We start from the raw sequence: 23,750 nt of genomic DNA, 5'->3' as shown, positions 1-23,750 counted from the left end.
GATGCCCGTAGACTCATGGTGTGGCATTCATGAGCACCCCGCACTGCTGCTTCCTGTGATCGGAAGGCGTTGAGGGCGATGCCGGACGGCGTCGCCCTCCTTGGTGTGCCTGCTGCGTGAACCACGTTCCCGGCGCTGCCCGTTGCTTCCTGAGGCAGTGACGCTCTGAGCGCGCGTGCAGGCACGGTCTCTTCCCTTCACCCTTGCCAGGAGTGCCTCGTGCCCGTGCCGCTTCCCCCTGCCCTCGAACTGTCCCTCGACCTGCTGCGCTGCCCAACGTGCCGCACGCGCCGCCTGCACCCCGACCACGGCGCACTGCGCTGCCCGGCGGGCCACGCCTTCGACATCGCCCGCCACGGCTACGCCGGCCTGCTGACGGGCACCCGCGCCATCAGTGGCGACGACGCGGCTATGGTCCGGGCCCGGGTCCGATTCTTGTCCACCGGCACCTACGCGCCCATCCGCCAAGTCGGGGCCCGCCTGGCGGCCGACGCCGTGTCTGAGCGGGCCACGGTTGTGGACGTGGGGTGCGGCACGGGCTACTACCTGGCCGGCGTACTCGACCAGTTGCCCGGCGCCCGTGGTCTGGGCCTGGACACATCGGTACGCGCGCTGCGCTCGGCAGCCCGAGCCCATGAACGAGCCGCTGCGGTGGCCTGGGACGTCTTCCGTCCCTTCCCGCTGGCCGACGGGGTGGCCGATGTCGTGCTGGACGTGTTCGCCCCGCGCAACCCGGCCGAGTTCCACCGGGTGCTGCGCCCGACCGGACGGTTGATCGTGATCCGTCCCACCGGGCTGCACCTGGCCGAGCTGCGCGGCAGGTTGCCTGCGATGGTCACGATCGACCCGGCCAAGGAACAGCGCCTGCACCGGACGCTGGGCCCTTTCTTCGAGGCCGCCGTCACCGAACAGGTGGAATACCCCGCGACCCTGACCAGGCTGGATGCCCTGGACCTGGTAGCGATGACGCCGAGTGCACACCACGTGAGCCGTGCAGACCTGAACGATGACGGCCTCCTGCCCGATCAGGTCACCGTCTCCGTGCTGGCCACCGCCTACCAGCCTCGGTGACCACGAGCGGGCGCAGGCGCCTGCCGACCGACGAGCAGCGAGCCTCCGACAACCTGAAAATCGCTGGTCGTGGGTGCGGCCGGGCCGGGTCGGCCTACCCGGTGCGGCGCTGGTTGTCGGGCTCGCCGCGAGCGCCGATGCCAGTCAGCAGGTCCGTGGGGTGTCGCCTTCCTGATCGGCCGAGTGAAGCAGTTCGATGACACGTTCCTCGTACCGGACGCGGGCCGGGGAGAAGTCGTACGGCATCTTGCCGATGGCCTCCATCGCGCTCATCCTCGCCTCGCCTTCCTCCTCGCCGGCGTGCTCGTCCTCCTGGTCCAGGAGGCCGTCGAGGGCCTCGTCCAGGCCGGATCTGTCGATGGCGGCTCCCAAGGCGGTCTCGTGAGCACACCGCTGGGCAGCCAGGTCTTCGATGCGGGGGTCGTCGGGGGACATGGTGTCGTCCAAGGCCGCCTCGGCCTCGGCCAGGCGGTCTTCCTCGGCCCGCAGCTCGGGGTGGGTGGCCAGGACGATGAACCGGTTGGCCTGGACGGCGGCGCCCAGGGAGCCGAAGATACGCTCCGTGACCAGAAGGGTATCGAGATCGGCCGGACGCAGGGCCTCGGGCATCAGATCATGCAGGCGGCCACTGACCAGCGGTGAGAGCAGGCCCAGGGGGCTGCCCACCTCGCGGAGGCGGTGCACGGCGGCCCGCTGGGCTTCGATGGCGGCCGCCTTGGAGACGAGGGACTCCTCCAGCCGGGCCAGGGACTGTTCGATGCCGGTGGCGCCCTCAAAGCCGGCCCGGATCTCGTCCAGGGAGATACCCGCATCAGCCATCTTGCGGATCCACAGCAGGCGGATCATGTCGTCGTATCCGTAGTGGCGGCGATCGTCGCTGCCGCGTTCCGGTTCGGCGAGGAGCCCGATGGCGTGGTAGTGGCGGATGGCGCGGGGTGTGGTCCCGGCGAACGCGGCGGCATCGCCGATCTTGACCCGGCGGGGAATCGCAGGAAGGGGCATGCGCGGGAACCTCTCAATCTCGTGCTCGCCGCCTACTCGACCACATGCCGCTACGGCACATGCAAACCCCGCTGCCGTAGGCGCGCTTCGTGCTCCCGCACCATCAAGCGTCGTACGGATGGCGAGCGGGCCGGGCGCCGGACTGGACGAGACGCCCCTCCCGCTGGCCGAGCGCATGTACAGGCACCAGGCCGACCGCTCCTGACCCGGACATCCGGACCGATTCTCCGGAGGTTGCCGCTTCGTCTGGTCTGCGGCGCTGTCACTCCCGCGCAGTCCGCGGGAGCCAGCCGTTGACGCGGCGGTCGGCCCATTGGACGAGGCCGACCGCGGCGAGGGCCACCAGGACGACGGCGAGCAGTACGGCCAGGACGGTCTCGCTGTCGAAGCGGCCGCCTGCCTGGGTGAGGACCCGGCCGAGGCCGACGACGGCGATGAACATCTCGCCGTTGATCATTCCAGTGACCGCGCGGCCGACGCCGAGCCGGATGCCGGCCATGGCCAGCGGCAGGGCGGCGGGGACGACGACCTTGAGCAGGAGTTGCCGCTCGCTCGCCCCGTACAGGTGGGCCATCTCGGTGAGGTGCTCGGGGACCGCTCGTACGGCGGAAGCGGTGCTGATCACGATGATGAAGAGCGAGTACATGACCACGACGGCCACGATGGAAGCCCTGCCCGGGCCGAACAGCGAGAAGAAGACCGGGGCGAACACCAGGGACGGAGCCGTCAGCAGTGCGTACATATAGACGCCGAGCGCGGCGTCCACCGGGCGGTAACGACCCATCAGCACGCCGAGTGTCAGCCCCAGGACCAGGGAGATCGCGAACCCGAGGACGAGGTTGGTGAGGCTGGAGGCCAGGCTGCTGAGGATCAGCCCGTCCACCGTCATCTCCCACAGCCGGGCGACGACGGCGCCGGCCGGCGGGAGGAAGGCGGCGTCGGCGGACCGCGCGACCACCTCCCAGACCATCGCCCCGGCCAGCAGCCCGACCAGCGGCGGAGGCACCGCGACGCGCGCATTCCTTCGTATGCTCGTGCGGGCCGCGGGGGCCGTGGCGGTCATCCGGTCACCTCCTGGGCGGCCGCGGCGCGGGCTGCTGTGCGGTGGTCGGGGTGCATGGTGCGCAGACTCTGCCAGAGCCGCGAGGTGATCGCGGTGAACTCGGGCGACTGCTCCAGGCCCCCGACATCGGCGGAGCGGGGCCGTGGGATGCCGATGGGGACGATCTCGGCGATCCGGCCGGGGCGCGGGCTCATGAGGACCACCCGGTCCCCGAGAAGTACGGCCTCCTCCATGCTGTGGGTGATGAAGACGACCGTCAGCCGCCGGCGTTCCCAGATGGACAGCAACTCCTCCTGGAGGATGCGCCGGGTCTGCTCGTCGAGAGCTCCGAACGGCTCGTCCATCAGCAGGACGTTCGGCTCCACGGCCAGCGCTCGGGCCAGACCGACGCGCTGCTGCATGCCGCCGGACAGTTCGCCGGGCAGCCGCGACTCGAAGCCGCCGAGTCCGATCAGTTCGATCAGCTCGCGGGCCTTAGCATGGCGGGCCGCGCGGCTCTCCCCCCGGAGTTCGAGACCGAAGGCGACGTTGTCCAGCACCGTGGCCCAGGGCAGCAGCGCGAAGTTCTGGAAGACCATGGCCCGGTCGGGACCTGGGCGGCGTACGGGCTCTCCGTCGACGACGATGTCGCCCTCGTCCCAGTCGATGAGTCCGGCGATCGCGCGCAACAGGGTGGTCTTGCCGCATCCGCTCGGGCCCAGGACGGTGAGGAACTCGTTGTCCCCGACCGTGAGGTTGACGTCCTTGAGGGCATGGACCTCGCTGCCCTCCCGCCCGGTGAAGGTCTTGGTGACGCCTCGGATCTCAATCACGTGTGCTCCTTGAGGAGTTCCTGGGGGCCGCCCACGGAGTGGCTTTGCGCTCGACCCAGCGGGCGGCGGCGATCAGCGCGAGGGCCTCGGCGAGAATGATGACGATGGTGGCGTACAGCTTGGGCGCCTCGAAGAGGGCGCGGTACTCGAGGATGAGGCCGCCGAACCCGACCGACACCATGAGCAGTTCGACGATGACCATGCCGGTGACGGCACGGCCGAGTGCGAGCCGGACGCCGGTCATGATGGCGGGCAGGGCGCCGGGTATGAGGATGCGCCGCCAGATCTGAGCTTCCGACGCCCCGTAGGTGCGGCTCATTTCGATGAGCGAGGCGTCGATCTGTCGTATGCCGGCACGGGCGTTGACGATCACCATGACGACCGAGAAGAGAGTCACCAGGATCACCCGCGACAGCAGCCCGAATCCCACCGACATCACGAGGAGTGGGATGACGGCGGCCATCGGCGTCACGAGCAGAATGCTGAGGTAGATGTCGGTGTAGCGCTCGACGGTGCGGAAGCGCCCCAGCAGCAGGCCGGCCGGTACGCCGAGTACGACGGACGCGAGGAAGCCGAGGACCAGCGCCTGGTTGCTCAGCCAGAGCGCCTTCCACAACTCGGCCTCGCCGAGCAGTTCGACGGTCGCCACCGCCGTGTCGGAGAAGGGCGGCAGCAGGATGCCGCCCCAGTACCGCCCGTACACCTCCCAGGCGGTCGCGAACACGGCGAAGGTGAGGAGTTGGTAGAGGAGGGTGCCGTGAACTGCCTTACGCAGCAGGCTGGTTGCGGGGCGGCGCGTCGCAGCGGAGACACCGGAAGCGGTCATGAGCCTTCTCCCCGTTCCTGTGCGGCCGGTTCCTGCGCGACCGGTTCCTGTGCGGCCGCCGCGCGGTCGATGAAGCTGAGATCCGCCACGTCCTCGGCCGGCATGCGCTTGACGATTCCCGCGTCCGAGAAGAAGTCGACCGTCCGCTGGACGCTCCGCGGAGTCAGCCCCGCGGCATTGAACAGCCCGGCCTCCACGTACCGCCGACTGGTGACCTTCGCCGTCGCGTCGTCATAGGCGTCCGGCAGGTACTTCTTCAGCAGGGACACGAGGTAGCCGGGGTCCGCGTTGATCTTCCGGTGTTCGGCCACGAGCGCGTCGATGAACGCCTGGCTGGGCTTGCGGTGTTCGCCGAGATAGTCCTCGTTCGCGTACACGGTCTGCGGGTGCAGCCCGGGAAAGACCTCCTTGAAGTCCACCAGCCGGTGCAGTCCCTTGCCTCCGCCGGCCCGTTCCAGGGTGACGGCGTCGGTCACTTCGAGGGCGGTCGCGTCGATCTGGCCGGACAGCAGGGCCTGCGCGCGGGCGTCGGAGCCGCCGATGGTCAGGTATTCGGGTTCGGAGCCGGCACGGCAGTCCTCGCTGACCCACTGCCGGACCATCGCCGTCGCGACGGAGCCCTCGCTGAAGATCCCGAAGGGGCGGCCGTCCAAGTGGTCGCAGCTGTCGCGGTTCTGGGCGCCATAGACCGCCCATTGGTTGCCGATGGCATCGGCGACGATCCGGATCGGCGCACCCTTGGACATCGCGATCAGCGCCGGGCTCGTCGCCTCCGCCGAGAACTGGTAGTCGCCGCGGACGAGGCCCTCGATGGCGAGTTCCGGCTCGGCGGCCTCCTCCACCTTGACATCGAATCCCTGCTCACGGACCGCGTCGACGGCCGCGAGCAAGGGAACCGCGGCGATGTCCGGCTCGATCAGCGCCACCGTGAAGGAGTTGTCGCTGCCGCCGCCGGAACATCCGGCCAGCAGCAGGGTGGCGGAAACGATGACGCCTAACGCCCTCAGGCGTTTCAGGCGGCGCCGGGAAGCAGGCGTTTTCACTGAGCGACTCGACAAGGGGTCGCTCCTCTCTGCGAGATGCCGCCGAGGCCTTGTGTTGTCGCCGGGACGGCGTGCGATACTGGTTATGCAATCGATTGCGCTTACGTGTGCACAATCATGTGTGGGCCAGAACGAACCCGTCAACCCCGCGCCAAGAGAATCCGCCCGCCGACGACGAGAGAGGCAGCAACCGGTGACCGCATCAGAGGGCAAGGCATCCGGCCGCGCGCAAGGCGCCAAACGCCGCCCGACCATGGCCGATGTGGCGCGCGAGGCGGGCGTGAACGCCTCGACGGTTTCCCGCGCCATGGACGAGCGGCACCCCTTCTCACGCAGCGCCACGGCCGCCCGGATCAAGGAGGTCGCGCAGCGTATCGGGTACTCGCCCAATCCCGCGGCGGCCAGCCTGCGCCGACAGAGCACCCGCACGATCGGCGTGGTCGTCTCACGGCTCTCGGACGGGGTGATGGCGATCCTGTACGAGGAGATCGCCGAAGCCTGCCGGGACCACGGGCTGCATGCCCTCGTCGCGATCACCCACGACGAACCGGCAGCCGAAGCGGTCCAGGGAAGGCTGCTCCTTGACCGGATGGTGGACGGGCTGGTGCTCGCCACGGCCCGGCTGGACTCGGAGAGCGACCTCGTGCGCGAACTGGCCGCGCGGGACATCCCGTACGCCCTGGCGCTGCGGACCGACGGCCGCGGCCCGGCCTCTGTCGGCGACGACAAGCTGGGCGGGTATCTGGCCGCTCGTCACCTGATCGACCTGGGACACCGGCGGATCGCCTTGATCGCCGGCCCGCCCTACGCCTCCAACCCCGTTGGCAGGATGGAGGGTTACCGCACAGCCCTGCGGGAGGCGGGGATCGCGGTGGACGAACGCCTCGTCCGGCCCTCGGAGTTCTCCATGGAGAGCGGCGAACAGGTCGCGACCGAGCTGCTGTCCGCCATGCCCGCCGGGGAGCGCCCGACGGCCGTGATGACCGTGAACGACAACACCGCGGTCGGTGTGATGGCGGCCGCCAGACGGCTCGGGATCAGCATTCCGGGCGAGCTCTCGCTCGTCGGCTACAACGACACCCCGCTCGCCGCGCGCCTGCCGATTCCGTTGACCAGTGTCCGCGTGCCGCTGCGCGAGATCGGACGTGGCGCGGTCGACATCCTGCTGCGGTCCATCGAGGGCAAGCCCACGGCCTCCGCTGTCTACGCGCCCACCCTCATCCCACGCGAGTCGTCGACGTCCGCTCCATGAACGCCCGGCCGCCATCCACTACTTGGAGAGGAACAGCGTTGCTCGAGACACCCGAAATGTCAGAGGCTCTTGAGAAAATCGACGCCTTCTGCCATGTGCTTCCCCGCGACTACGCCGAGCGCCTGTTCGCGCTCGACGGCGTCCCCGCCGTGGCCAACCTGCGTAAGCGCATCATGAACATCCCCGCGCTGGTCGACCTGGACGTACGCTTCCGGCAGGTGGACGAGTTCGCCGGCTACCGCCAGATCATCAACCTGGCGGCCCCGCCCGTGGAGGACTTCGGCAGTCCGGCGCTGTCCGCCGAGTACGCGCGCATCGGCAACGACGGCCTGGCCTCGCTCGTCGACAAGCACCCAGACCGCTTCGTCGGCTTCTGCGCGGCGGTAGCGCTCAACGACGTCGACGCCGCCGTCACGGAACTCGACCGTGCCGTCGGTGAGTTGGGGGCGATCGGCGTCCAGATATACACGCACGTCAACGGTCACCCCTTGGACGAGCAGCGCTTCGAACCATTCTGGGAACGCGCCGCCGAACTCGACCTCCTCGTCCAGGTCCACCCCTGCCGCAACTCCTCCTGGCCCGACTACCCCGCCGAGGAACGCTCCCGGTACGAGATCTGGTGGACCTTCGGCTGGGAGTACGACCTGTCCGCTTTCATGGCCCGCATCGTCTTCGGCGGCGTACTCGAACGCCATCCCGACCTCAAGCTCCTCATCCACCACGGCGGCAGCATGATCCCGCACTTCTCCGGCCGCGTCGGCCCCGGCTGGGACCAGCTCGGCTCCCGCACCCCCGACCACCAGCGCGAGGACGTCACCGGCTATCCGCTCTCCAAGCGCCCGCTGGACTACTTCAAGATGTTCTACGCCGACACCGCGCTCTTCGGCGCCCCGCACGCCCTGCGCTGCGCCCTGGAGTTCTTCGGCCCGGACCGTGTGCTGTTCGGCTCCGACTCGCCGTACGACCCCGAGAAGGGCCCCGGGTACATCCGCTCGGGGATCGCCGACCTGGCGGCCATGGACCTCACCGAAGCGGAGCGCGCCGCTGTCTTCTCCGGCAACGTACGCAGACTGACCGGATCCAGGCTTCCTGCACCGGCCGCCACCCGGTGAGCTGCCGTCGCACAGCGCCGCCCACACCCGGAACCAGCACGTCGACTGGCCCCGCCGACTGGAGAAGATCCGGCGCGAACTTCAGCCGCGTAGGCGGGCGTTGAGTCGCGCGGCGTGGCGTGTCAGGTGGGCGGCTTCGGCGAGGTTGGTTGCCTTGTGGGCCGCCTCGGCGTACAGACGGGCCGCCGTGGTCAGGTCGCCGTCGCGTTCGTGGAGGTAGGCCGCTACCGCGGTGTGGCGGGGCAGGGAGTCGTCCAGCGTTGCGAGGGCGGCCAGGCCGGCGCGCGGGCCGTCCGCTTCCCCTACGGCGACCGCGCGGTTGAGGCGGACGACCGGGTTGTCGGTCAGCCGTGCGAGCTCGTCGTACCACTCGACGATCTGGACCCAGTCGGTTTCCTCGGCGGTGGGCGCGTCCGCGTGGAGGGCGGCGATGGCGGCCTGGGCCTGGAACTCGCCCAGCCGGTCGCGGGCGAGGGCCGCCTGAAGGATCTCGACTCCCTCGGCGATCAGCTTGGTGTCCCACTGGCCGCGGTCCTGTTCGGCGAGCGGTACGAGGCTGCCGTCGGGCGCGGTCCGGGCGGCGCGCCGGGCGTGGTGGATCAGCATGAGGGCGAGCAGCCCGGCCACCTCCGGGTGGTCGATCGCGGCGGCGAGCTGCCGGGTGAGCCGGATGGCCTCGGCGGCGAGGTCGACATCGCCGGAGTAGCCCTCGTTGAAGACCAGGTAGAGGACGCGCAGCACGGTGGCGACGTCGCCGGGCTGGTCGAACCGTATGCCGGCCACGGTGCGCTTGGCCCGGCTGATGCGCTGCGCCATGGTCGCTTCGGGTACGAGGTAGGCCTCGGCGATCTGGCGGGTCGTGAGCCCGCCGACGGCGCGCAGCGTGAGCGCGACGGCGGAAGAGGGCGTCAGTGAGGGGTGGGCGCAGAGGAAGTAGAGCTGGAGGGTGTCGTCCAGGGTGGGCGCGGTGCCGGGCGTCGGTTCCTCCTCTACGAGGTCCTCACGCCGGCGGCGGGCGGTGTCCGCCCGCCTCGCGTCGAGGAACTTGCGCCAGGCCACCGTGACCAGCCAGCCCTTCGCGTCCCGCGGGGGGTCGGCCGGCCACACGCGCACCGCCTCGACAAGCGCGTCCTGCACGGCGTCCTCGGCCGCCGCGAAGTCGGCTCCGCGGCGGACGAGGATGGCGAGCACACTCGGGGTGAGGCTCCTCAGCAGGGCCTCGTCCATCTCAGTGGTCACTCTCAGTGGCACTCCGTGATGGTGGGCGACGCGCTCAGGAACGGGCGCAGCTCCAGCCACTCGTGGATCGGCTTCCCGCCCGCCCCGGGAGCGGCCGACAGCTCCCCGGCCAGCTCGACGGCACGCTCGTAGCTGTCGACGTCGATCACCATCCAGCCGGCGATCAGGTCCTTGGTCTCCGCGAACGGGCCGTCGGTGACCGGCGGGCGCCCCTCACCGTCGTACCGGACCCACGTCCCCTCGGGGGCGAGCGCCTGACCGTCGACGAACTCGCCGGTCTTCTCCAGCCGGGCCGCGAAGTCGTTCATGTACTGCACGTGGGCCGAGATCTCCTCGGGTGTCCACTGCTCCATGGGCACGTCGTTGACCGCCGCCGGAGCGCCTTTGTAGTGCTTGAGCAGCAGGTACTTGGCCATGATGATTCTCCTCGATGCTGTTGCGACCCATTGTGGTCGCGTTCACAGCAGGGACGGAGCCGGTCACGCGTTCTCGACATCGCCGGCCAAGTTTTTTTCGGCTCTTGTAGCGGAGCCTGGGTGAGAGCCCTGACCGGGGCCAAGGACGCAGGACGTGGTTCAGGAGACCTGGCCGCGCTACGAGGCCACCACTCGCTTCCCCCGCCCGGGCCGAGAACCGTTCCGGGACTGGTCCGTACCGGAACTCGGGCCAGGCCGTGAGCCGGGGCGTACGAGGAGTGTGGTGGCCGCCACCGCGGCCGTGACCAGGAAGGCAGAGCGCAGTCCGTGGCTGTCCGCGAGGGCGCCGAGTGTGGCGGGGCCGGTGATGGTGCCCAGACCCACGAAGAGGATGGTCGCGGTGAAGCCGGTGGAGGGCTGCTCGGGGAAGGTGTAGTAGCTCCAGACCGCGAGCAGCGCCGAACCTGCCATGAAGCACGGCCCGTACAGCACCGCGGAGGCGGCCACGGCGGGGAGCGAGCCCGGGGCGAGGCCGAGCAGGGCGACGGCGACGGCGAGGCCGGTGAACAGCCAGACGTGCGTGCGGCGCAGACCGTAGCGGGTGATGGCATGACCGGTCAGCGCACCCGCCGTACCGGCCAGCCCCATCAGAGTCCAGAACACCGGCGCGGTGGCCGAGCCGGAGCCGGTCGCGCCGGCGATCGCCTCGATGGCGTACGCCCAGTACACGGCGCCCACCAGCCCGTACGACACGGCCGTGAGGTAGAGGGGGATGGCGCGGCGGCGCAGGAACCAGCCCCGGCCAGGCCCGGATCGGGCTCGGCCGCCCTCGCTCCGCTCGCGTGCGCCATACGACGCCGCGCGGTGCGGACCGCCGGGCAGCACCAGCGCGTTGTACACCGTGGCAGCCAGCGCCGCCACGGCGAAGACCAACCACGCGTGCCGCCAGTGGGAGTGACGGAGGAACAGGGCGAGCGGTCCCGCGACGACGACGCCGAAGGCGGTACCGGTGGCGATCACCGCCATGACGCGCTCGCGACGGCTGCGCGGGATCACGCGGTCCACCACGTCGGAGTACGGGGCCCAGACCCAGCCGGAACTCATGCCCGCCAGCACCAAGCCCGTCGTGAGGACGGCTGGATCGCGGGCGACCGTGACCAGGCCCATGCCCACGGTCGCGCAGACCCCGCCCGTGATCACCATGGAGCGCGGGCCGAACCGCGCGACCAGCGTGCCGACCAGGAGCAGGGCCACCACGAAGCCGACGTAGCTCGCGCTGCCGATCAGACCGACCGTCCCGACGGACAGGTTGAACTCCCGGCGGAACTCGGGGAGATAGAGGCCGTAGCCGTAGCGAGCGAAGCCGAATGTCACGCCGATGGCACTGAGTCCGGCGAGACCGACGTGCCACTCAGGGCGACGCATGATGCGTGTCATAGTCATGCTTCAAGCCTGTGACCTGGGACGACACTAAACCAGTGGCGGAAACGTCAGGAAGCACTAGATTTACGTCATGGGCAAGGACACGCACGCCGTGAGCACTGGAAGGTCCGCCAAGAACTCAGGCAGGAGTGAAGTGCCCCAAGCGCCGATACGCGTCGTGGTCACGCTTCTGGAAGAGACCTCCCTGTTCGAACTCTCGGTGCCCTGCGCCGTGTTCGCCGAGGGCTACGAGCTGACGCTGTGCAGCACCACGCCGGGCGGCATCCAGCGGGCGCCCGGCGGGCTGCACCTGACCGCCGAGCGAGGCGTGGACGCGATGCGGGAGGCCGACCTCGTCGTCGTACCGGCGTGCGTGATGGACAGCGCGTACGAGCCGCCCGAGGAACTGCTCGACGAGCTGCGCGGCGCGCACGCCAGAGGGGCCCGGGTGGCATCGCTGTGTTCCGGTGCGTTCGTGCTCGCCGCAGCCGGACTGCTGGACGGACGCGAGGCCGCCACACACTGGATGTACGCGGACGAACTGCGCCGCCGCCACCCCCGCGTACGCGTCAACGAGCGGGCCCTGTACGTCGACGACGGCTCCATCCTCACCAGTGCGGGCACCGCGGCCGCCATCGATCTGTGCCTGCACATCGTGCGCCACGACTACGGTTCGGCGGCGGCGGCCGAGGTCGGCCGCCGTATGGTGGTCGCCCCGCACCGGGAGGGCGACCAGTCGCAGTACGCACCGGCCCGCGCGCCCCGCGTGCGGACATCGGAGCAGGGACTCGCCCCGGTCCTGGACTGGGCCCTGGACCGACTCCAACAGCCGCTGTCCGTCGGAGAGTTGGCCTCACGCGCCGGGATGAGCACCCGTACCTTCGAGCGGTACTTCGCGCGTGAGGTCGGTACCACTCCGCTGCGCTGGCTTAACCAGCAGCGGCTGGCGCGCGCTCGCGAGCTGCTGGAGACCACCGACCTCCCGGTGGACACCGTCGCCCAACGCAGCGGCCTGGGCAGCGGCGACGGCCTCCGCCAGCACTTCCACCGCGCGCTCGGCACCACTCCGGCCGCCTATCGCCGCGCCTTCCGCATGCCGCGCGGCTCGGCGACCTCCACTCGGCCGACGTAGGTGTGCGTGCGGGCGTACGCCGTGCAGCCCAGGCTGGACCCAGCCGGACGCCCGTACTGCCTCTGGAAGCTCCAAGTCACCGGGCGGAGACGTCGCGAAGCCATCGCGCATGCTGACGGATGCGCGGTGGATCCTGCGGGAAGCAGCCGTCCCAGTCCTCGTCCAGGGACGTCCACGCCGCCGGCTGTCCGTCCTCTGCGGCCAAGGGCGTTCCAGCATCCACGATCGCGGCATACGACAGCCCAAGAGTTGGCGGCCATTCCGGATGGTAGGAGCGAACTGTCGCCGCGGCAGGTGCCGGCAGCAGCTCCGTGTCAATGCCGGTCTCTTCGAAGAGCTCGCGGCGTGCGCCCTCCCGAGGTGTTTCACCCTGCTCAACCTGCCCGCCGGGCGGAACCCACCCCCTCCACCGGTGATGAACCAGCAGCACCCGCTCGAGCTTCTCATCGAAGACCCACACCTCTGTGGCAAGAGGCCCCACAAGCCCGTGGCGGGGCGCGGTCAGCCACTGGCCGGCGCCATCGAACTCCACTCTCGCCAGCCGGACATCGACGGCTGCCGCCTCCACCACTTGTTGCTCGAACGAGTTCCGAATCATCGGGACAACATAGAGCGACGCACTGACATCGGGATCGCGACGAACTGCCGTGGAAGGCCCCTGACCAGCCACGAAGTCATCGTCGAGAGCATCGCCGCGACCACTTGACCCGATCAGCCGTCAGTTCTTCTTCAGCTCCTCGGCGAGCATCACAAGGATGCCGCTGGGACCGCGGACGTACGTGAGCTTGTAGATGTCCTCATAGGTCGCCACACCGCGAAGCGGACGGCATCCGTGCTTTGCTGCTGCCTCAAGGGCTTTGTCGATGTCATCGACTGAGAAGGCGACGCGATGCATGCCAATCTCGTTGGGAAGAGTGGGCTTCGACTCGATCGCTTCGGGGTGGATGTACTCGAAGAGCTCAAGGCGACCCTGGCCGTCTGGCGTCTGGAGCATCGCGATGTTGGCGTGATTGCCGTCCAGGCCGACGGCGGTGTCGGTCCACTCACCACTGACAGTGTCACGGCCGAGGACCGTGAGGCCGAGGTCGGTGAAAAAGGAGATCGCTGCCTCGAGGTCGCGAACGGCGATGCCGACGTTCTCAAGTTTGATGGCCATGCGTTGCATGCTATCGAGCCGAGCCGGGTCGATCGGGTGCGTCCGGCCGGCTGGAGCGGTGGCCGCCGCGGCCGTGTGAGCCATCGTCGGGACCCCGGTCACGGAAAGGCCGGAAAAGCCGTGACCGGGGCCCCAGGATCAGCTACCGCGGAAGGTGCTGACCGCCGCTAGTTCCGGTACCGGAACACGATCCGGCCGCGCGTCAGGTCGTACGGCGGGAGCTCCACCAGCACCCGGTCTTCCAGCACGATCTTGATGTAGTTCTTGCGGATCTTCCCGCTGATGTGCGCGAGCACCTGGTGGCCGTTCTCGAGCTCCACGGTGAACATGGCGCTGCGCAGGCACTCGACGACCTTGCCCTCGACTTCGATGACGTTCTTGTTCTTCGTCATCGCACCAGCTCCAGGTTGCTGCTCATCGGCCGGGCGCCGATGCCCTCGAACAGCGCCGAGGCCGCTTGGTTGGTCTCGTGGACTTCGGTCCAGGCCGCGGCGGACCCGGAGCGGTGCAGTGTTCCCAGCGCGTGGGCCAGCAGCGCCCGCGCGATGCCGCGGCGCTGGTGGCCGGCCCGGACCGCGACCAGCCCGATGCGCGGCCGCTTCACTCTCACCACCCGGATCAGACCCAGGTAGCGGTCCGGCGCCGCGGCCACCGCGTACGTCGACGGGTCGACGATGGTGTCGCCTTCAGGGCGGGGTATGACCTCCGCGGGCATCGACTGCCACCCGACGGTCGCCTCGACTTCGTCACGGATCGCGCGGTCCACCGACCGCAGCAGACTCTCGTCCGCCTGACCGGCGGGCACGATCGTCACGCCCGAAGGCGGCAGGACTGCGTCGAGCCCTGTGACCTGCGGGTCGGTCGGCACGGCGTACTCCCACTCGCGGCGCCGGACCGTGAACCCCGCCCGCCGCCAGCGCCCCGTCAGCTCGACGTCGGCTTCGTCGACCACCGTGTACATCGGTGTCGGCAATTGTGCCAGCATCGCCTCGGCGAGCCGGTCGAAGGGGGCGTCGTGCCAGGCGTCGATGCTGACGAACAAGCGTCCGTCGGGCCGGTGCTGCGCATGCCCGCGGCCGACCACCAGGTCGTCATCCAGTGCGTGCCATTGCCTGTCCGCGACGCGCGTGATCATCACCGCGTTCTCGCTCAGGCCAGATGGGAAAGGCTTCGTGTTCATCGGCGTCTCCTCCCAGGAGTGCCTAGATCTCAGGCGCTCCTGGCGACACCGAACGTCAGCCGCCGGACCGTGACGGGTTGAGGGAGCACCCACGGGTAACTGTGTTCACGGTGCTCACCTCCCTACGACGACTTCACGGTCCAACGCGAAAGTAGCAGTGGGGCGCCGCCTCGCTCCATTCCTTTTCTACGAGCTCGTAACGCGATCATGATCCGGTCTTCTCGAGGCGTCTCCAGCAGAGGAGGCTGCAAGCCAACGAGAGGAAGGAGTCGTGGAGTTCGACGCGTCGTTCCCCGCGGACCGCGAGGCACTTCACCCTGGCAACTGACCGCAGCTCTATGGGGGTTCTTCCACCTCCGCGGCTCCTGCACGGCCAGGCACCAGCAGAAACATCCCTCCTGACCAACCGTCACTGACACGCTCCCTGACGCAAAGCCGCCAGATCGCAGTCAGGTACCGGTGCAGAAGGCATCCCCTTCCGGTCCAGCGAGAACGCTCTGGTGGCCACGCGTTGCACGCGAGCCGCGAGCCTCTGGCGGTCATTGAAGAGGGGCGTCGCCCCTGACCGTCTGGATCGCCTCGTCCGCGGGGGTCCGCGGGAGAGTGATGGTGACGACGGCGCCGCCCTTGGGCGGGTTGTGCCAGCTCAGGCGGGCCCCGATCACTCCGGCCTGTCCGGTGGCGATGGCCAGGCCCAGGCCGAGGCCGCCGTTGCCGCCGGTGCGGAACCGCTGAGGGCCGTGGGCGATCAGTTCGGGCGGGAAGCCGGGGCCGTGGTCGCGGACCCGTAGTTCGGGGCCGTCGACCTCCACCACCACCGGCTCCGCGCCGTGCCGCAGCGCGTTGGTGACCAGGTTGGTGAGGACACGATCGAGGCGACGCGGGTCGGTCTCCCGCACGGTGTCGTGGATGACCTCCACTGCCACCGCCGCCTGCGGCCGGTCGGCCTGCACGCCCGCGACCACGCGCCGGGCGAGCGCGGCGAGTTCGACCTCCCGCGGCTCGGCACGCTCGCCCCCGTTGTCGATACGGGCCACCTCCAGGACGTCCTCCATCAGATCCCGCAGCCGTACGGCGCGTTCGCGGACCATCTCGGTCGGCCGGTCGTCCCCCGGGAGCAGACTCGACGCGGTCAGCAGTCCTGCGATCGGGGTGCGCAGCTCGTGCGCGATGTTCGCCGTCACGGCGCGTTCGGTCTCGATCCGGGCGGCGAGGGCCTGCGCCATCGCATTGACGGCTGCGGAGAGCTGGGCGATCTCGTCCCGCCCGCGCTGGGGCAGTCGGGCGTCCAGCTCCCCGTCCTTGATCCGGTCGGCCTGGCGGGTGGACCGCCGGAGCCGGCGGGCCATCGAGGCCGCGAGTCCCAAGCCCACGATGCTCGCGCCGAGCGCGCCGACGACGGCAGCGCTCCGGGTGGCGTGTTCCAGGTCCTCGAAAAGGGTCTGGGGAAAATGGCGGCGGAAGGCCAGCAGTTGGCCGTCTTCACCGGGGCCCGCGGCCCAGACGGTGGTTCCCGACGCGTCCGCTTCCAGATAGGTGACCGACCTGGCTCCTCCGGGTCCAACGGCGCGCCGAAGGTCCTCCGGCACCTTCACCGGGTCGACTTCGAGACCGGCCGTGACCCGGCCCTCGGAGACCCGGTAGTGCCGTGCGGCCTCCTGGTACTCGGCGAGGACGCTGTCACGGCGGTCGCCCTGGACGATCCCGGGAACGAACGTGCCGGTCAGCGTTGCCGACACCGCGGCCGTCGCGGCGATCGTCATCCCGATCTTGAAACGCAGGCCGATCCTCAGGCCCCGTAAACGTGTGCCCACACGCATACCCCCACGTGCCCTCCGCATCGGCATCAGCTTGAACCGCTCGCAGGACCGTACGAGGCCCGCGGAGCGAGCCCAACGCAGACGGCGCAGACGGCGCAGGCCGGCACGGCAGTAGGAAACTCCATGCGCTTCACCCTCACACCCCGCGCCATTCCGACTCCAGCGGGACGGAACGACCGTTGCCCAATTGTCGATCAACGGAACGCGGCGAGCCCGGCCGACCGGGCGCGAGCAGTTGCCCGTCAGCCCCGGCCGAGGTCCTTGATCTTGATGAAGCGGCGGTCCGTCGTCGATGGGCCGTCCTGCGTTCCGCGCAGAATCCAATAACCGCCGTCCCTGAGCGGCTTGGAGACGCCGACCGTCCCGATCAGCAGCTCATCGCGCCCGTCGGTGTCGAGGTCGGCGATGTGCAGGTCCCAGCCAAAGTGGTCGTCGTACCCCCCTGGGAGGCGGTCGAGGCCGATCGCGGATCGGTCGATCGTGATGTCGCGGGATGTACGGGATGCGCTGAGGCCGTTCTTGCCACCGAGCAGCACCGCCACCCCGGAGGCCTTGCCCAGGGAATAGGCCGCGATGTCGTCGCGACCGTCGCCGTTGCTGTCGCCGACTGCGACGGCGACCCCCATCCGCAGCCCGAGCCCGCCGGAGCCGGGCCTGCCCTGGCCCGGTCCCTTGTCGCTGCCGTAGACGGCGACGGGCTCATCGTCGTCGTGCCGGGCGAGGATGTCGTCGCGGCCGTCGCCGTCGAAGTCCCCGGCGGCGACAGGGGTGGCGCCGCCGGTGATGCCGGGTACGTCTCCGGCGGGCTTCAGCCCCTTGGCCGTACCCCGGTAGAACGCGGCGTCGAGGACGTCGTCCGGCATGTCCTCCTCGAAGCGCACGTCCTCCTCGTCGTACTCGGCCTTGGTCACCAGATCGTCCTGGCCGTCGCCGTCGAAGTCACCGACGACGGTGTCGGCTATGGACGCCCAGCCACCGTGGCCCACGTCGAGGGTCGAGGTGGTGCGGGGCGCGCCGCCGTCGCGGTTCAGCGGGCCGTGCAGGACGGTGGCGTGCTGCGGCTTCATGTCGTACCCGTCGCCCGGCTCGGCGAGGGTCAGCAGGTCGAGGGCGCCGTCGCCGTCGAAGTCCCCTGCGGCAGTGGCCGGCAGGACGTTGGCGGGCAGCTTGGTGGCGCCCGCGGGGCCGTCGGGGCCGCCCCAGATGACGTGCTGCTCGGACGTCATCTTCTCGCCGCGCAACACCGCATTGTGCACAACGACATCGGCGTGGCCGTCGTCGTCCAAGTCCCCGGTGAACTGCGTCGATTGGTCGTCGGCGAACGGAAATGGGGTGAGCGCGGGATCGGGCTTGACGTAGCGGCCCGTGAGGCGGGCGGCCGAGCCCGGCTTCGTACCGCCGGGTGCAGCGAAGACAACAAATCGGTTGTTATGCCACCCGCCCCCGGCCTTCGGCTCCATGTCCCAGTTGTTGACGGCCAAGTCGGCGTACCCGTCGCCGTTGAAGTCGTCCCGCTGGGCCCGGTCACCGTCCCGTTCGACGGGGGACGGGGACGGTGGCGCGGACGTGTCGTTGCCGCCCGAACAGCCCGTGAGTAGCAGGGCGGCCACGCCGAGAATGGCCGGGATGGTGGCAGGACGGTGGGGAGGTGGATACATGCGGTAAAAGCCTGCACGGCGCGACTTACGGGCCGGTAACGGCCGTGTCCTGATCGCGGCTCAATCGAGATGAGCGTTCAGTTGGCACGTCGCGCCAGGTGTAGCGCTCAGTCAGATGTTGCGGGCCCGCCAGCTTGCTCTACAACTTGCCTTACGAGTTGCCCTATTAGCGTGCTGTCCCGTCTCGCGGGAGCGCCCAAGATCCCCAGCAGGTCCCGCGTTCCCATTGAGATCGTTTCATCTTGAACTCGCAGGTCGCGGTACTGGTGTGAGCCCGTGATGCGCGCCGCCGATGTCGGCCAGACGCTGGTCGTGGCGCAGGACGGCCAGCACGACGATCGCCTGCGTGCCCGGAGCGGCCTTGCGCCAGCGCGTGCCCAGCTGCTTGCCGCGCCGGCGTATCAGTCCGCCGACGAGATCGATGGTCCGCTTCGACACAGGAAGCCGGACCTGGTAGACAACACCGGGAGAGCCTTCGGCGGGCGGCTGTTTCTTCACACGAACGCCAACTCCCGCTGGGACCCCGTGTTACGGCCGAAACCGGCCGCTCTGCCCAATTGGCGATCAACGCGGCAGGTACCGTCCCGAGCCCGTCCGGGCCAGCTGGCCCCGGTCGGACAGCTTGCGCAACTGGCCATGGACCGGCTCGACCTTTGCCGGGATCGTGCCGTCTCTCCTGACGGACCCTCAAACTCGGTCCGGAGCCGAGGACTTCGTCACTCAGGTCCTGGGCAAGCAGGTGATCCACTCGCAGGACCGGGCCGGCTTCGTGGTGAACGCCCTGCTGGTGCCCTACCTGCTCTCCGCTGTCAGGATGCTGGAGTCCGGCTTCGCCTCCGCGGAGGACATCCTCACCGGCATGGTCCTCGGCTGCGCCACCCCATGGGTCCCTTGAGCCTGGCCGACCTGATCGGCCTCGACACGCTCACAGCGATCGCCGAAGCGATGTACGCCGAGTTCAAGGATCCGCTGCACGCCGCGCCGCCCCTGCTACTGCGCATGGTGGAAGCCGGGCTGCTGGGCCGTAAGTCGGGGCGCGGCTTCCACGATTACGCGCCCGTCCTCACCGCTCCCTGAGGACAGAGCTCCTCCGGCAAGGCTCCGAAAGGGCGACCGAACCCGGGATATTTGACTCTGTTGGCGGCGCTCCCAGTTCATGAGACTGCTCCCAGAAAGCACACCTCGGGTCCAACGGCCCCATACGAGGGGGCATTTCGGATGGCCACAGCCAGATCCCGCCCCTGAATGCCAAGGACCTCTCCAGGTGACACGAGTCAACGCGGCTGTCCGCATCGCGGAGCCGGAGCCGGGAGCCGGATCCGTCCGCTCCCCTCATGCCTGGGGCAGCCGCACCCTCATCGTCACATTCCGCCCCGGCCAGACATATACGAGCCATCAACGTCCTTCCCCCCCAAACTCCACGGCACCACACGGTGCCCCGTAAGGAAGCCGAATGAGCACACTTGCAGCCTCCCCTGCCCAGCCGGTCCCATCGCACCGCCGACGACGCAACCGAACCCTCCTGCTGGTCACCATCGGCATCACCGCGTTGGCGGTCCTCGCTTACGTGCTGATCAGGCCCGACTCCGCGAAGGCCGCCGGAGAGGACCTGGAGTACGTCGTGAACGCAGACGGCACGAGCGTCGCCTTCTTCGACCAACTCAACGACTTCGAGGTCCAGATGGACCTCACCGCCCTCAAGCAGGAGACCGGCACAGCGGAAAGGGCCGACGTCGAAGCGGCGTTCGCCGAAGCCAACAAGGTGTCCCAGGAGGTCACCGGCTGGAACCTGGAGAAGGACATCCCGAAGATGAAGACGGAGGCCAAGCGGTTCCGCGACGAGATCGCCGGCGCGGACTTCGGGAACGTTCCCGAAGAAAACAGGCTCAAGGACATGACCGTCGCGCTGTTCGAGAACAGCAAGAGCAACCTCGGGGCGGAGTGCCGCGACCGCTGCCTTGCCTCCCCGATCGGCACCGTGGTGGCCCGAACCGTGTTCCTGGGCGGCGTCGCGACAATCGGCGCCCTCACCCTGTCGGCTACCGGCGTCGTCGGACTCCCCGCCGCCGGGATCATGGTGGGCATCGTTATGGGCGTCAACCTGATGATCCTGGCCACGGAGCTCTTCGACCGCCAGCGGGCCAACGCCGATGCCGCCCAGCAGGCCGCGGTGCGACAGCAGGCCAACCACGCCCTGGTCCAGATGATGACCCTCGGCCGGACCGCCGTGGAGCAGGCCGTCGAGCAGGCCGGCGGCGACCGCAACCGAGTCAACGTCCAGGCAGAGCGCACCGCGAGGTCTGCGTTTGCCCGCCAGAACGGCGGTGACCCCCAGCCCGAACCCGACCAGGCGTTCATCGACCAGATGGACATGATCCTCGACCAGGTCTGACAGGCCCGCGGACCACTGGAGTCCCGCCTCCGTGCCGGCGACCGGCACGGAGGCGGGGCCCTGTCCATTCATGAGTAAACGGGCACACACCCGTCGTCGAGCGGGCTACAGCCTCCCGCCCCGCGGAACCGTCCACCGCATCATCCAGGAGCTCCGCACTCCGAAATACGGGCACATTCGGTCATGAACTGCATGACGACGAACCTGGCCAGTAGGGACAATCCCCTTGTCTGGATCTCCTCCGCCCGTCCTGGCCGGGCCGGCGAGGTCACCGCCGCCCGCCACGACCACATCACCGGGCATCTGCGCGAGGCCGGCCTCGGCTCCCTGGCCGACCTTGGCTTCGTCGGCCTCGACGACGACCCCGACGATACTCCGGTCATCATCACCGGCCGCAAGGCGACCCGCTCCCACCGCCTCACCGACGCCGAGAAGGAGGCGAACTGGCTGGTCAGCCGCGAACGCGCCGCCGTCGAGCACGGCTTCGCGAACCTGAAGACCTGGCGCATCCTGACCAAGGTCCGCATGAACGCCCATCACGCCACCACGCTGCTGCGGGCCCTGCTCGTCCCGGTGAACTGCGAAGTCCAGCGGTGACAGACGATCGTCCAATGCCTCGAAGTTAGGGGCTTGAGGTTGCCGTCAAGGCCTCCGGGAGGGTGATCTTGTAGGTGCTGGGGGCGGTGCGGGTCAAGCGGCCGGCGCGGGTCCAGTAACCGAGTTGTGTGTTCAGGCTGTTGAAGGGTTTCCGGCCGGTGATGCCGAGTGCGTGAGCGATCTCCTTGGCCTGCCAGGTGCGGTGGGCGGCGGCGGCCATGATCTGCGAGACCTGTGTCCAGCGGTCCTGTTTCCCTGGTGCTCGTGTCCGGGGCGGTGCGAGGGTCGGTGGCTGGACGGACAGGGTGAGGGCGGTGATCGGGGTGCTGGCGAGGGGTCGGCCGTCGTGGTTCCTGAGCCTGCGCACCGTCCAGATCGAGGTGCCCGAACGGATCTCCGTCCTCGGCTTCGACGACCAACTGATGGCCGAGTGGCTCGACCTGTCCACCGTGGCCCAGTCCCCCTCCGACATGGGCCGTATCGCCGCTGAACTGGCCCTGGAACTCATCAACGACTCCGACGCGGACCTCAGCCGGCACATCGTCCTGCCCACACACCTGATCCCACGAGGAACCACGGCCCCGCCGCCCGCCCCTCCGGGCGAACGGGAGGGCAACAGTCCTGCCGAAGGCCGAAACGCCTGAGCTTCGCAGCAGGCCCGAGGAACTCAAGGCGGCTTCGATCCGGCGAGGCGCGGCCGCGGGCCTGTCGTACGTTCCGGGTGAGCCACGGTGCGACACCGGTGGGAGAACGTGAGGACGGAGTTCAGATCCAGGTGTCGAGCCACATTCGGGTGTGCCAGCTGGGATACGGAATCGTCAGGCCCGTGTAGATCGGGAAGAAGTAGATGAAGTTCCAGGCGATGAGCAGGACAAGCGCGCCTGCGGTCACCGCACCTTGTGTGCGGCGCTTGTGAGTTACTCCCGGCGGCCCCAGCAGGGCCCCCAGCATCATCGTCACGGCCAGGCACAGGTACGGCACGAAGACGACGGCGTAGAAGGAGAAGATCGTTCGGTCCTGGTACAGGAACCAGGGAAGATAACCCGCGCCCACGGCACACAGAACGGCACCGGCGCGCCAGTCTCGGCGCAGCGCCCACCGGAAGAGCAGATACACGAGGGCGGAGCAGGCCGACCACCACAGCAACGGCGTGCCCAGGGCGAGGATCGTCTGCGAGCAGTCGGCCGTCGTGCGGCAACCGTCTTCCCCGGGTTTCGGCGACTCGTAGTGGAACAGCACGGGACGGCCGAGGACCAGCCAACTCCAGGGATCTGACTCGTACTTGTGCGGAGTGTGCAGTCCCACGTTGAACTGGTAGACGCTGTACTCGTAGTGCCACAGGCTGCGGAGTGGTGCCGGGATCCATGACCAGGTGCCGCCGCGGCCGTCCGCCCAGTGCCGCCCGTAGCCGTCGTCGGACAGGAACCAGCCGGTCCACGTCGTCAGATACGTCACTACAGCGACCGGAACGAGGGACAGTACCGACCAGCCGAGGTCCTCGCGCAGCACCGCACGATACGGGTGGCGTGCCCCTGCGATACGGCGGGCGCCGACGTCCCACAGCAGGGTCAGGATGATGAAGAAGGCCAGGAAATACAGGCCGTTCCATTTGGTGGAGGCCGCCAGTCCCAGGAAGAAGCCGGCTGTGAGGCGCCATGGACGCGCTCCCGTCCCGGTGCGGTCGCCGGTGTCCCGGTCCGGACGTACGTGACCGTCCTCAGCCACCGGTAAGGCTGCCGCGAGCCGGGCCCGCGCCCGGTCCCGGTCGATGAGCAGGCATCCGAACGCCGCCAGGACGAAGAACATGACGACGAGGTCGAGCAGGGCGGTGCGGCTCATCACGTAGTGCAGGCCGTCTACCGCCATCAGCGTGCCGGCCAGGCAGCCCAGCACCGTCGACCGGAACAGGCGGCGGCCTGTCCGGCACAGCATCAGCACCGACAGCGTGCCCAGGACCGCCGTCATGAAGCGCCAGCCGAACGGGTTGAGGCCGAACATCCACTCGCCGACGGCGATCCCCCACTTGCCCGTCGGCGGGTGCGCGATGAAGGACCCGGTGTCGGCGAGCGGGATCACCTGGGGGTCGGCCAGGATCTGCGGGTCGGCGATCTTGCGGTCCGGCCAGGTGCCCTCGTAGCCGAGCCGCAGCAGGGCCCAGGCGTCCTTGGCGTAGTAGGTCTCGTCGAAGACGAAGTCGTGCGGGCTGCCCAGACGCCAAAAGCGCGGCAGCCCGGCAAGGAGCGCCACCAGCAGCGGCCCGCCCCACCCCGACCAGCGCGCCAGCCGGCCCGCCGCTGCCGGGGACAGACCGAGCATGCGCCACAGCCGTGACCCGGGCTCGGGAAACGGCACTCCCAGGCGGTCGCGCACGGACGTACACGGCCGCTCGACGTACCCGAAGCGGCGCAGGCGCCGCTCCCAGGAGGTCGGCCGGCAATCCGCCGCCTTCCGCGGCACGTCGGCAAACGCGGGCGCGTTCTCACGGATCACGTGGCCAGCTTTCAACTCGTCGAGCGCGGGCGGGGGATCAGCTGCCCGGCGGTCGGTGGTCGTCACG

24 protein-coding genes and 1 pseudogene are annotated in these 23,750 nt (G+C 69.3%); 8 read left to right on the top strand and 17 right to left on the bottom strand.

What is annotated here, in order from left to right:
* Positions 1-219 precede the first annotated feature (219 nt).
* The gene (locus tag G6048_RS02900; protein ID WP_328825656.1) at positions 220-1,071 is read left to right on the top strand and encodes a methyltransferase domain-containing protein; all 852 of its coding nucleotides are present in this window, start codon (positions 220-222) and stop codon (positions 1,069-1,071) included.
* Positions 1,072-1,215: 144 nt separating this feature from the next.
* On the opposite strand, the gene G6048_RS02895 is transcribed toward G6048_RS02900, so the two are convergent.
* From G6048_RS02895 to G6048_RS02875, 5 genes are all read right to left on the bottom strand, one after another.
* A complete protein-coding gene (locus tag G6048_RS02895; RefSeq protein ID WP_165337803.1) occupies positions 1,216-2,073 on the bottom strand; it encodes a MerR family transcriptional regulator in 858 nt (285 codons plus the stop codon).
* Positions 2,074-2,335: 262 nt separating this feature from the next.
* Entirely contained in the window at positions 2,336-3,136 is an 801-nt protein-coding gene (locus G6048_RS02890; RefSeq protein WP_165337802.1) for an ABC transporter permease, read from the bottom strand.
* Positions 3,133-3,948: an ABC transporter ATP-binding protein gene (locus tag G6048_RS02885; RefSeq protein ID WP_165337801.1), complete on the bottom strand. Its 816-nt coding sequence runs from the start codon at positions 3,946-3,948 to the stop codon at positions 3,133-3,135. The genes G6048_RS02890 and G6048_RS02885 overlap by 4 nt, the downstream gene beginning before the upstream one ends.
* The gene (locus G6048_RS02880) at positions 3,941-4,774 is read right to left on the bottom strand and encodes an ABC transporter permease (RefSeq protein ID WP_165337800.1); all 834 of its coding nucleotides are present in this window, start codon (positions 4,772-4,774) and stop codon (positions 3,941-3,943) included. Before G6048_RS02880 ends, G6048_RS02885 begins: the two co-directional genes overlap by 8 nt.
* Positions 4,771-5,817 carry an ABC transporter substrate-binding protein gene (locus G6048_RS02875; RefSeq protein ID WP_206341087.1) on the bottom strand — a complete coding sequence of 349 codons (1,047 nt, stop codon included), beginning with the start codon at positions 5,815-5,817 and terminating at the stop codon, positions 4,771-4,773. Before G6048_RS02875 ends, G6048_RS02880 begins: the two co-directional genes overlap by 4 nt.
* A gap of 193 nt (positions 5,818-6,010) precedes the next feature.
* On the opposite strand from G6048_RS02875, the gene G6048_RS02870 reads away from it, so the two are divergent.
* Positions 6,011-7,069 (top strand): LacI family DNA-binding transcriptional regulator, encoded by a 1,059-nt coding sequence (locus G6048_RS02870; RefSeq protein WP_328825655.1) that lies wholly within the window; start codon positions 6,011-6,013, stop codon positions 7,067-7,069.
* Between the two features lie 56 nt (positions 7,070-7,125).
* Complete coding sequence (locus G6048_RS02865; protein ID WP_165337798.1) at positions 7,126-8,181, top strand: amidohydrolase family protein; 1,056 nt, start codon at positions 7,126-7,128, stop codon at positions 8,179-8,181.
* Between the two features lie 81 nt (positions 8,182-8,262).
* On the opposite strand, the gene G6048_RS02860 is transcribed toward G6048_RS02865, so the two are convergent.
* The 3 genes from G6048_RS02860 to G6048_RS02850 form a co-directional block, all read right to left on the bottom strand.
* On the bottom strand, positions 8,263-9,408 hold the full coding sequence (locus G6048_RS02860) for an RNA polymerase sigma factor (protein WP_165337817.1): 1,146 nt from the start codon (positions 9,406-9,408) through the stop codon (positions 8,263-8,265).
* Between the two features lie 14 nt (positions 9,409-9,422).
* On the bottom strand, positions 9,423-9,836 hold the full coding sequence (locus tag G6048_RS02855) for a YciI family protein (RefSeq protein ID WP_165337797.1): 414 nt from the start codon (positions 9,834-9,836) through the stop codon (positions 9,423-9,425).
* 177 nt (positions 9,837-10,013) lie between these two features.
* Complete coding sequence (locus G6048_RS02850; RefSeq protein ID WP_165337796.1) at positions 10,014-11,279, bottom strand: MFS transporter; 1,266 nt, start codon at positions 11,277-11,279, stop codon at positions 10,014-10,016.
* 133 nt (positions 11,280-11,412) lie between these two features.
* On the opposite strand from G6048_RS02850, the gene G6048_RS02845 reads away from it, so the two are divergent.
* Positions 11,413-12,390, top strand: coding sequence for a GlxA family transcriptional regulator (locus tag G6048_RS02845; protein ID WP_328825654.1), 978 nt, complete (start codon positions 11,413-11,415; stop codon positions 12,388-12,390).
* Positions 12,391-12,466: 76 nt separating this feature from the next.
* On the opposite strand, the gene G6048_RS02840 is transcribed toward G6048_RS02845, so the two are convergent.
* The 7 genes from G6048_RS02840 to G6048_RS02810 all read right to left on the bottom strand — a co-directional run bounded on the left by G6048_RS02840 (position 12,467) and on the right by G6048_RS02810 (position 18,702).
* Positions 12,467-12,988, bottom strand: a complete 522-nt coding sequence (locus tag G6048_RS02840; protein ID WP_206341086.1) for an NUDIX domain-containing protein — start codon at positions 12,986-12,988, stop codon at positions 12,467-12,469.
* 120 nt (positions 12,989-13,108) lie between these two features.
* Entirely contained in the window at positions 13,109-13,546 is a 438-nt protein-coding gene (locus G6048_RS02835) for a VOC family protein (protein WP_165337794.1), read from the bottom strand.
* 167 nt (positions 13,547-13,713) lie between these two features.
* Positions 13,714-13,938 carry a translation initiation factor IF-1 gene (gene infA, locus G6048_RS02830; protein WP_093909198.1) on the bottom strand — a complete coding sequence of 75 codons (225 nt, stop codon included), beginning with the start codon at positions 13,936-13,938 and terminating at the stop codon, positions 13,714-13,716.
* Positions 13,935-14,726 (bottom strand): GNAT family N-acetyltransferase, encoded by a 792-nt coding sequence (locus G6048_RS02825; protein ID WP_165337793.1) that lies wholly within the window; start codon positions 14,724-14,726, stop codon positions 13,935-13,937. The genes infA and G6048_RS02825 overlap by 4 nt, the downstream gene beginning before the upstream one ends.
* Before the next feature lie 539 nt (positions 14,727-15,265).
* Positions 15,266-16,489, bottom strand: coding sequence for a sensor histidine kinase (locus G6048_RS02820; RefSeq protein ID WP_235989430.1), 1,224 nt, complete (start codon positions 16,487-16,489; stop codon positions 15,266-15,268).
* A gap of 299 nt (positions 16,490-16,788) precedes the next feature.
* Positions 16,789-18,204 (bottom strand): FG-GAP repeat domain-containing protein, encoded by a 1,416-nt coding sequence (locus tag G6048_RS02815; RefSeq protein WP_165337792.1) that lies wholly within the window; start codon positions 18,202-18,204, stop codon positions 16,789-16,791.
* A gap of 237 nt (positions 18,205-18,441) precedes the next feature.
* Positions 18,442-18,702, bottom strand: coding sequence for a hypothetical protein (locus G6048_RS02810; protein WP_165337791.1), 261 nt, complete (start codon positions 18,700-18,702; stop codon positions 18,442-18,444).
* 163 nt (positions 18,703-18,865) lie between these two features.
* On the opposite strand from G6048_RS02810, the pseudogene G6048_RS02805 reads away from it, so the two are divergent.
* The 3 genes and pseudogenes from G6048_RS02805 to G6048_RS02795 form a co-directional block, all read left to right on the top strand.
* Positions 18,866-19,281, top strand: a pseudogene (locus tag G6048_RS02805) (3-hydroxyacyl-CoA dehydrogenase family protein); the annotation flags it as partial.
* A gap of 376 nt (positions 19,282-19,657) precedes the next feature.
* On the top strand, positions 19,658-20,596 hold the full coding sequence (locus G6048_RS02800; protein WP_165337790.1) for a hypothetical protein: 939 nt from the start codon (positions 19,658-19,660) through the stop codon (positions 20,594-20,596).
* 165 nt (positions 20,597-20,761) lie between these two features.
* Positions 20,762-21,193 carry a transposase family protein gene (locus G6048_RS02795; protein WP_328825657.1) on the top strand — a complete coding sequence of 144 codons (432 nt, stop codon included), beginning with the start codon at positions 20,762-20,764 and terminating at the stop codon, positions 21,191-21,193.
* A 25-nt stretch (positions 21,194-21,218) separates the two neighbouring features.
* Here G6048_RS02795 and G6048_RS51280 read toward each other — a convergent pair whose 3' ends face one another.
* Complete coding sequence (locus G6048_RS51280; RefSeq protein ID WP_328825653.1) at positions 21,219-21,560, bottom strand: hypothetical protein; 342 nt, start codon at positions 21,558-21,560, stop codon at positions 21,219-21,221.
* A gap of 13 nt (positions 21,561-21,573) precedes the next feature.
* Between G6048_RS51280 and G6048_RS51275 the strand changes: the two genes are divergently transcribed.
* On the top strand, positions 21,574-21,837 hold the full coding sequence (locus G6048_RS51275; RefSeq protein WP_328825652.1) for a substrate-binding domain-containing protein: 264 nt from the start codon (positions 21,574-21,576) through the stop codon (positions 21,835-21,837).
* A 121-nt stretch (positions 21,838-21,958) separates the two neighbouring features.
* On the opposite strand, the gene G6048_RS02780 is transcribed toward G6048_RS51275, so the two are convergent.
* Entirely contained in the window at positions 21,959-23,509 is a 1,551-nt protein-coding gene (locus G6048_RS02780; RefSeq protein WP_235989433.1) for a dolichyl-phosphate-mannose--protein mannosyltransferase, read from the bottom strand.
* Positions 23,510-23,750 lie beyond the last annotated feature (241 nt).

Source organism: Streptomyces ureilyticus, assembly GCF_011045025.1.
GTDB lineage: Bacteria > Actinomycetota > Actinomycetes > Streptomycetales > Streptomycetaceae > Streptomyces > Streptomyces ureilyticus.
Note: the sequence above shows the minus strand (reverse complement) of the source record. Positions and strands in the feature narration are given on the sequence as shown.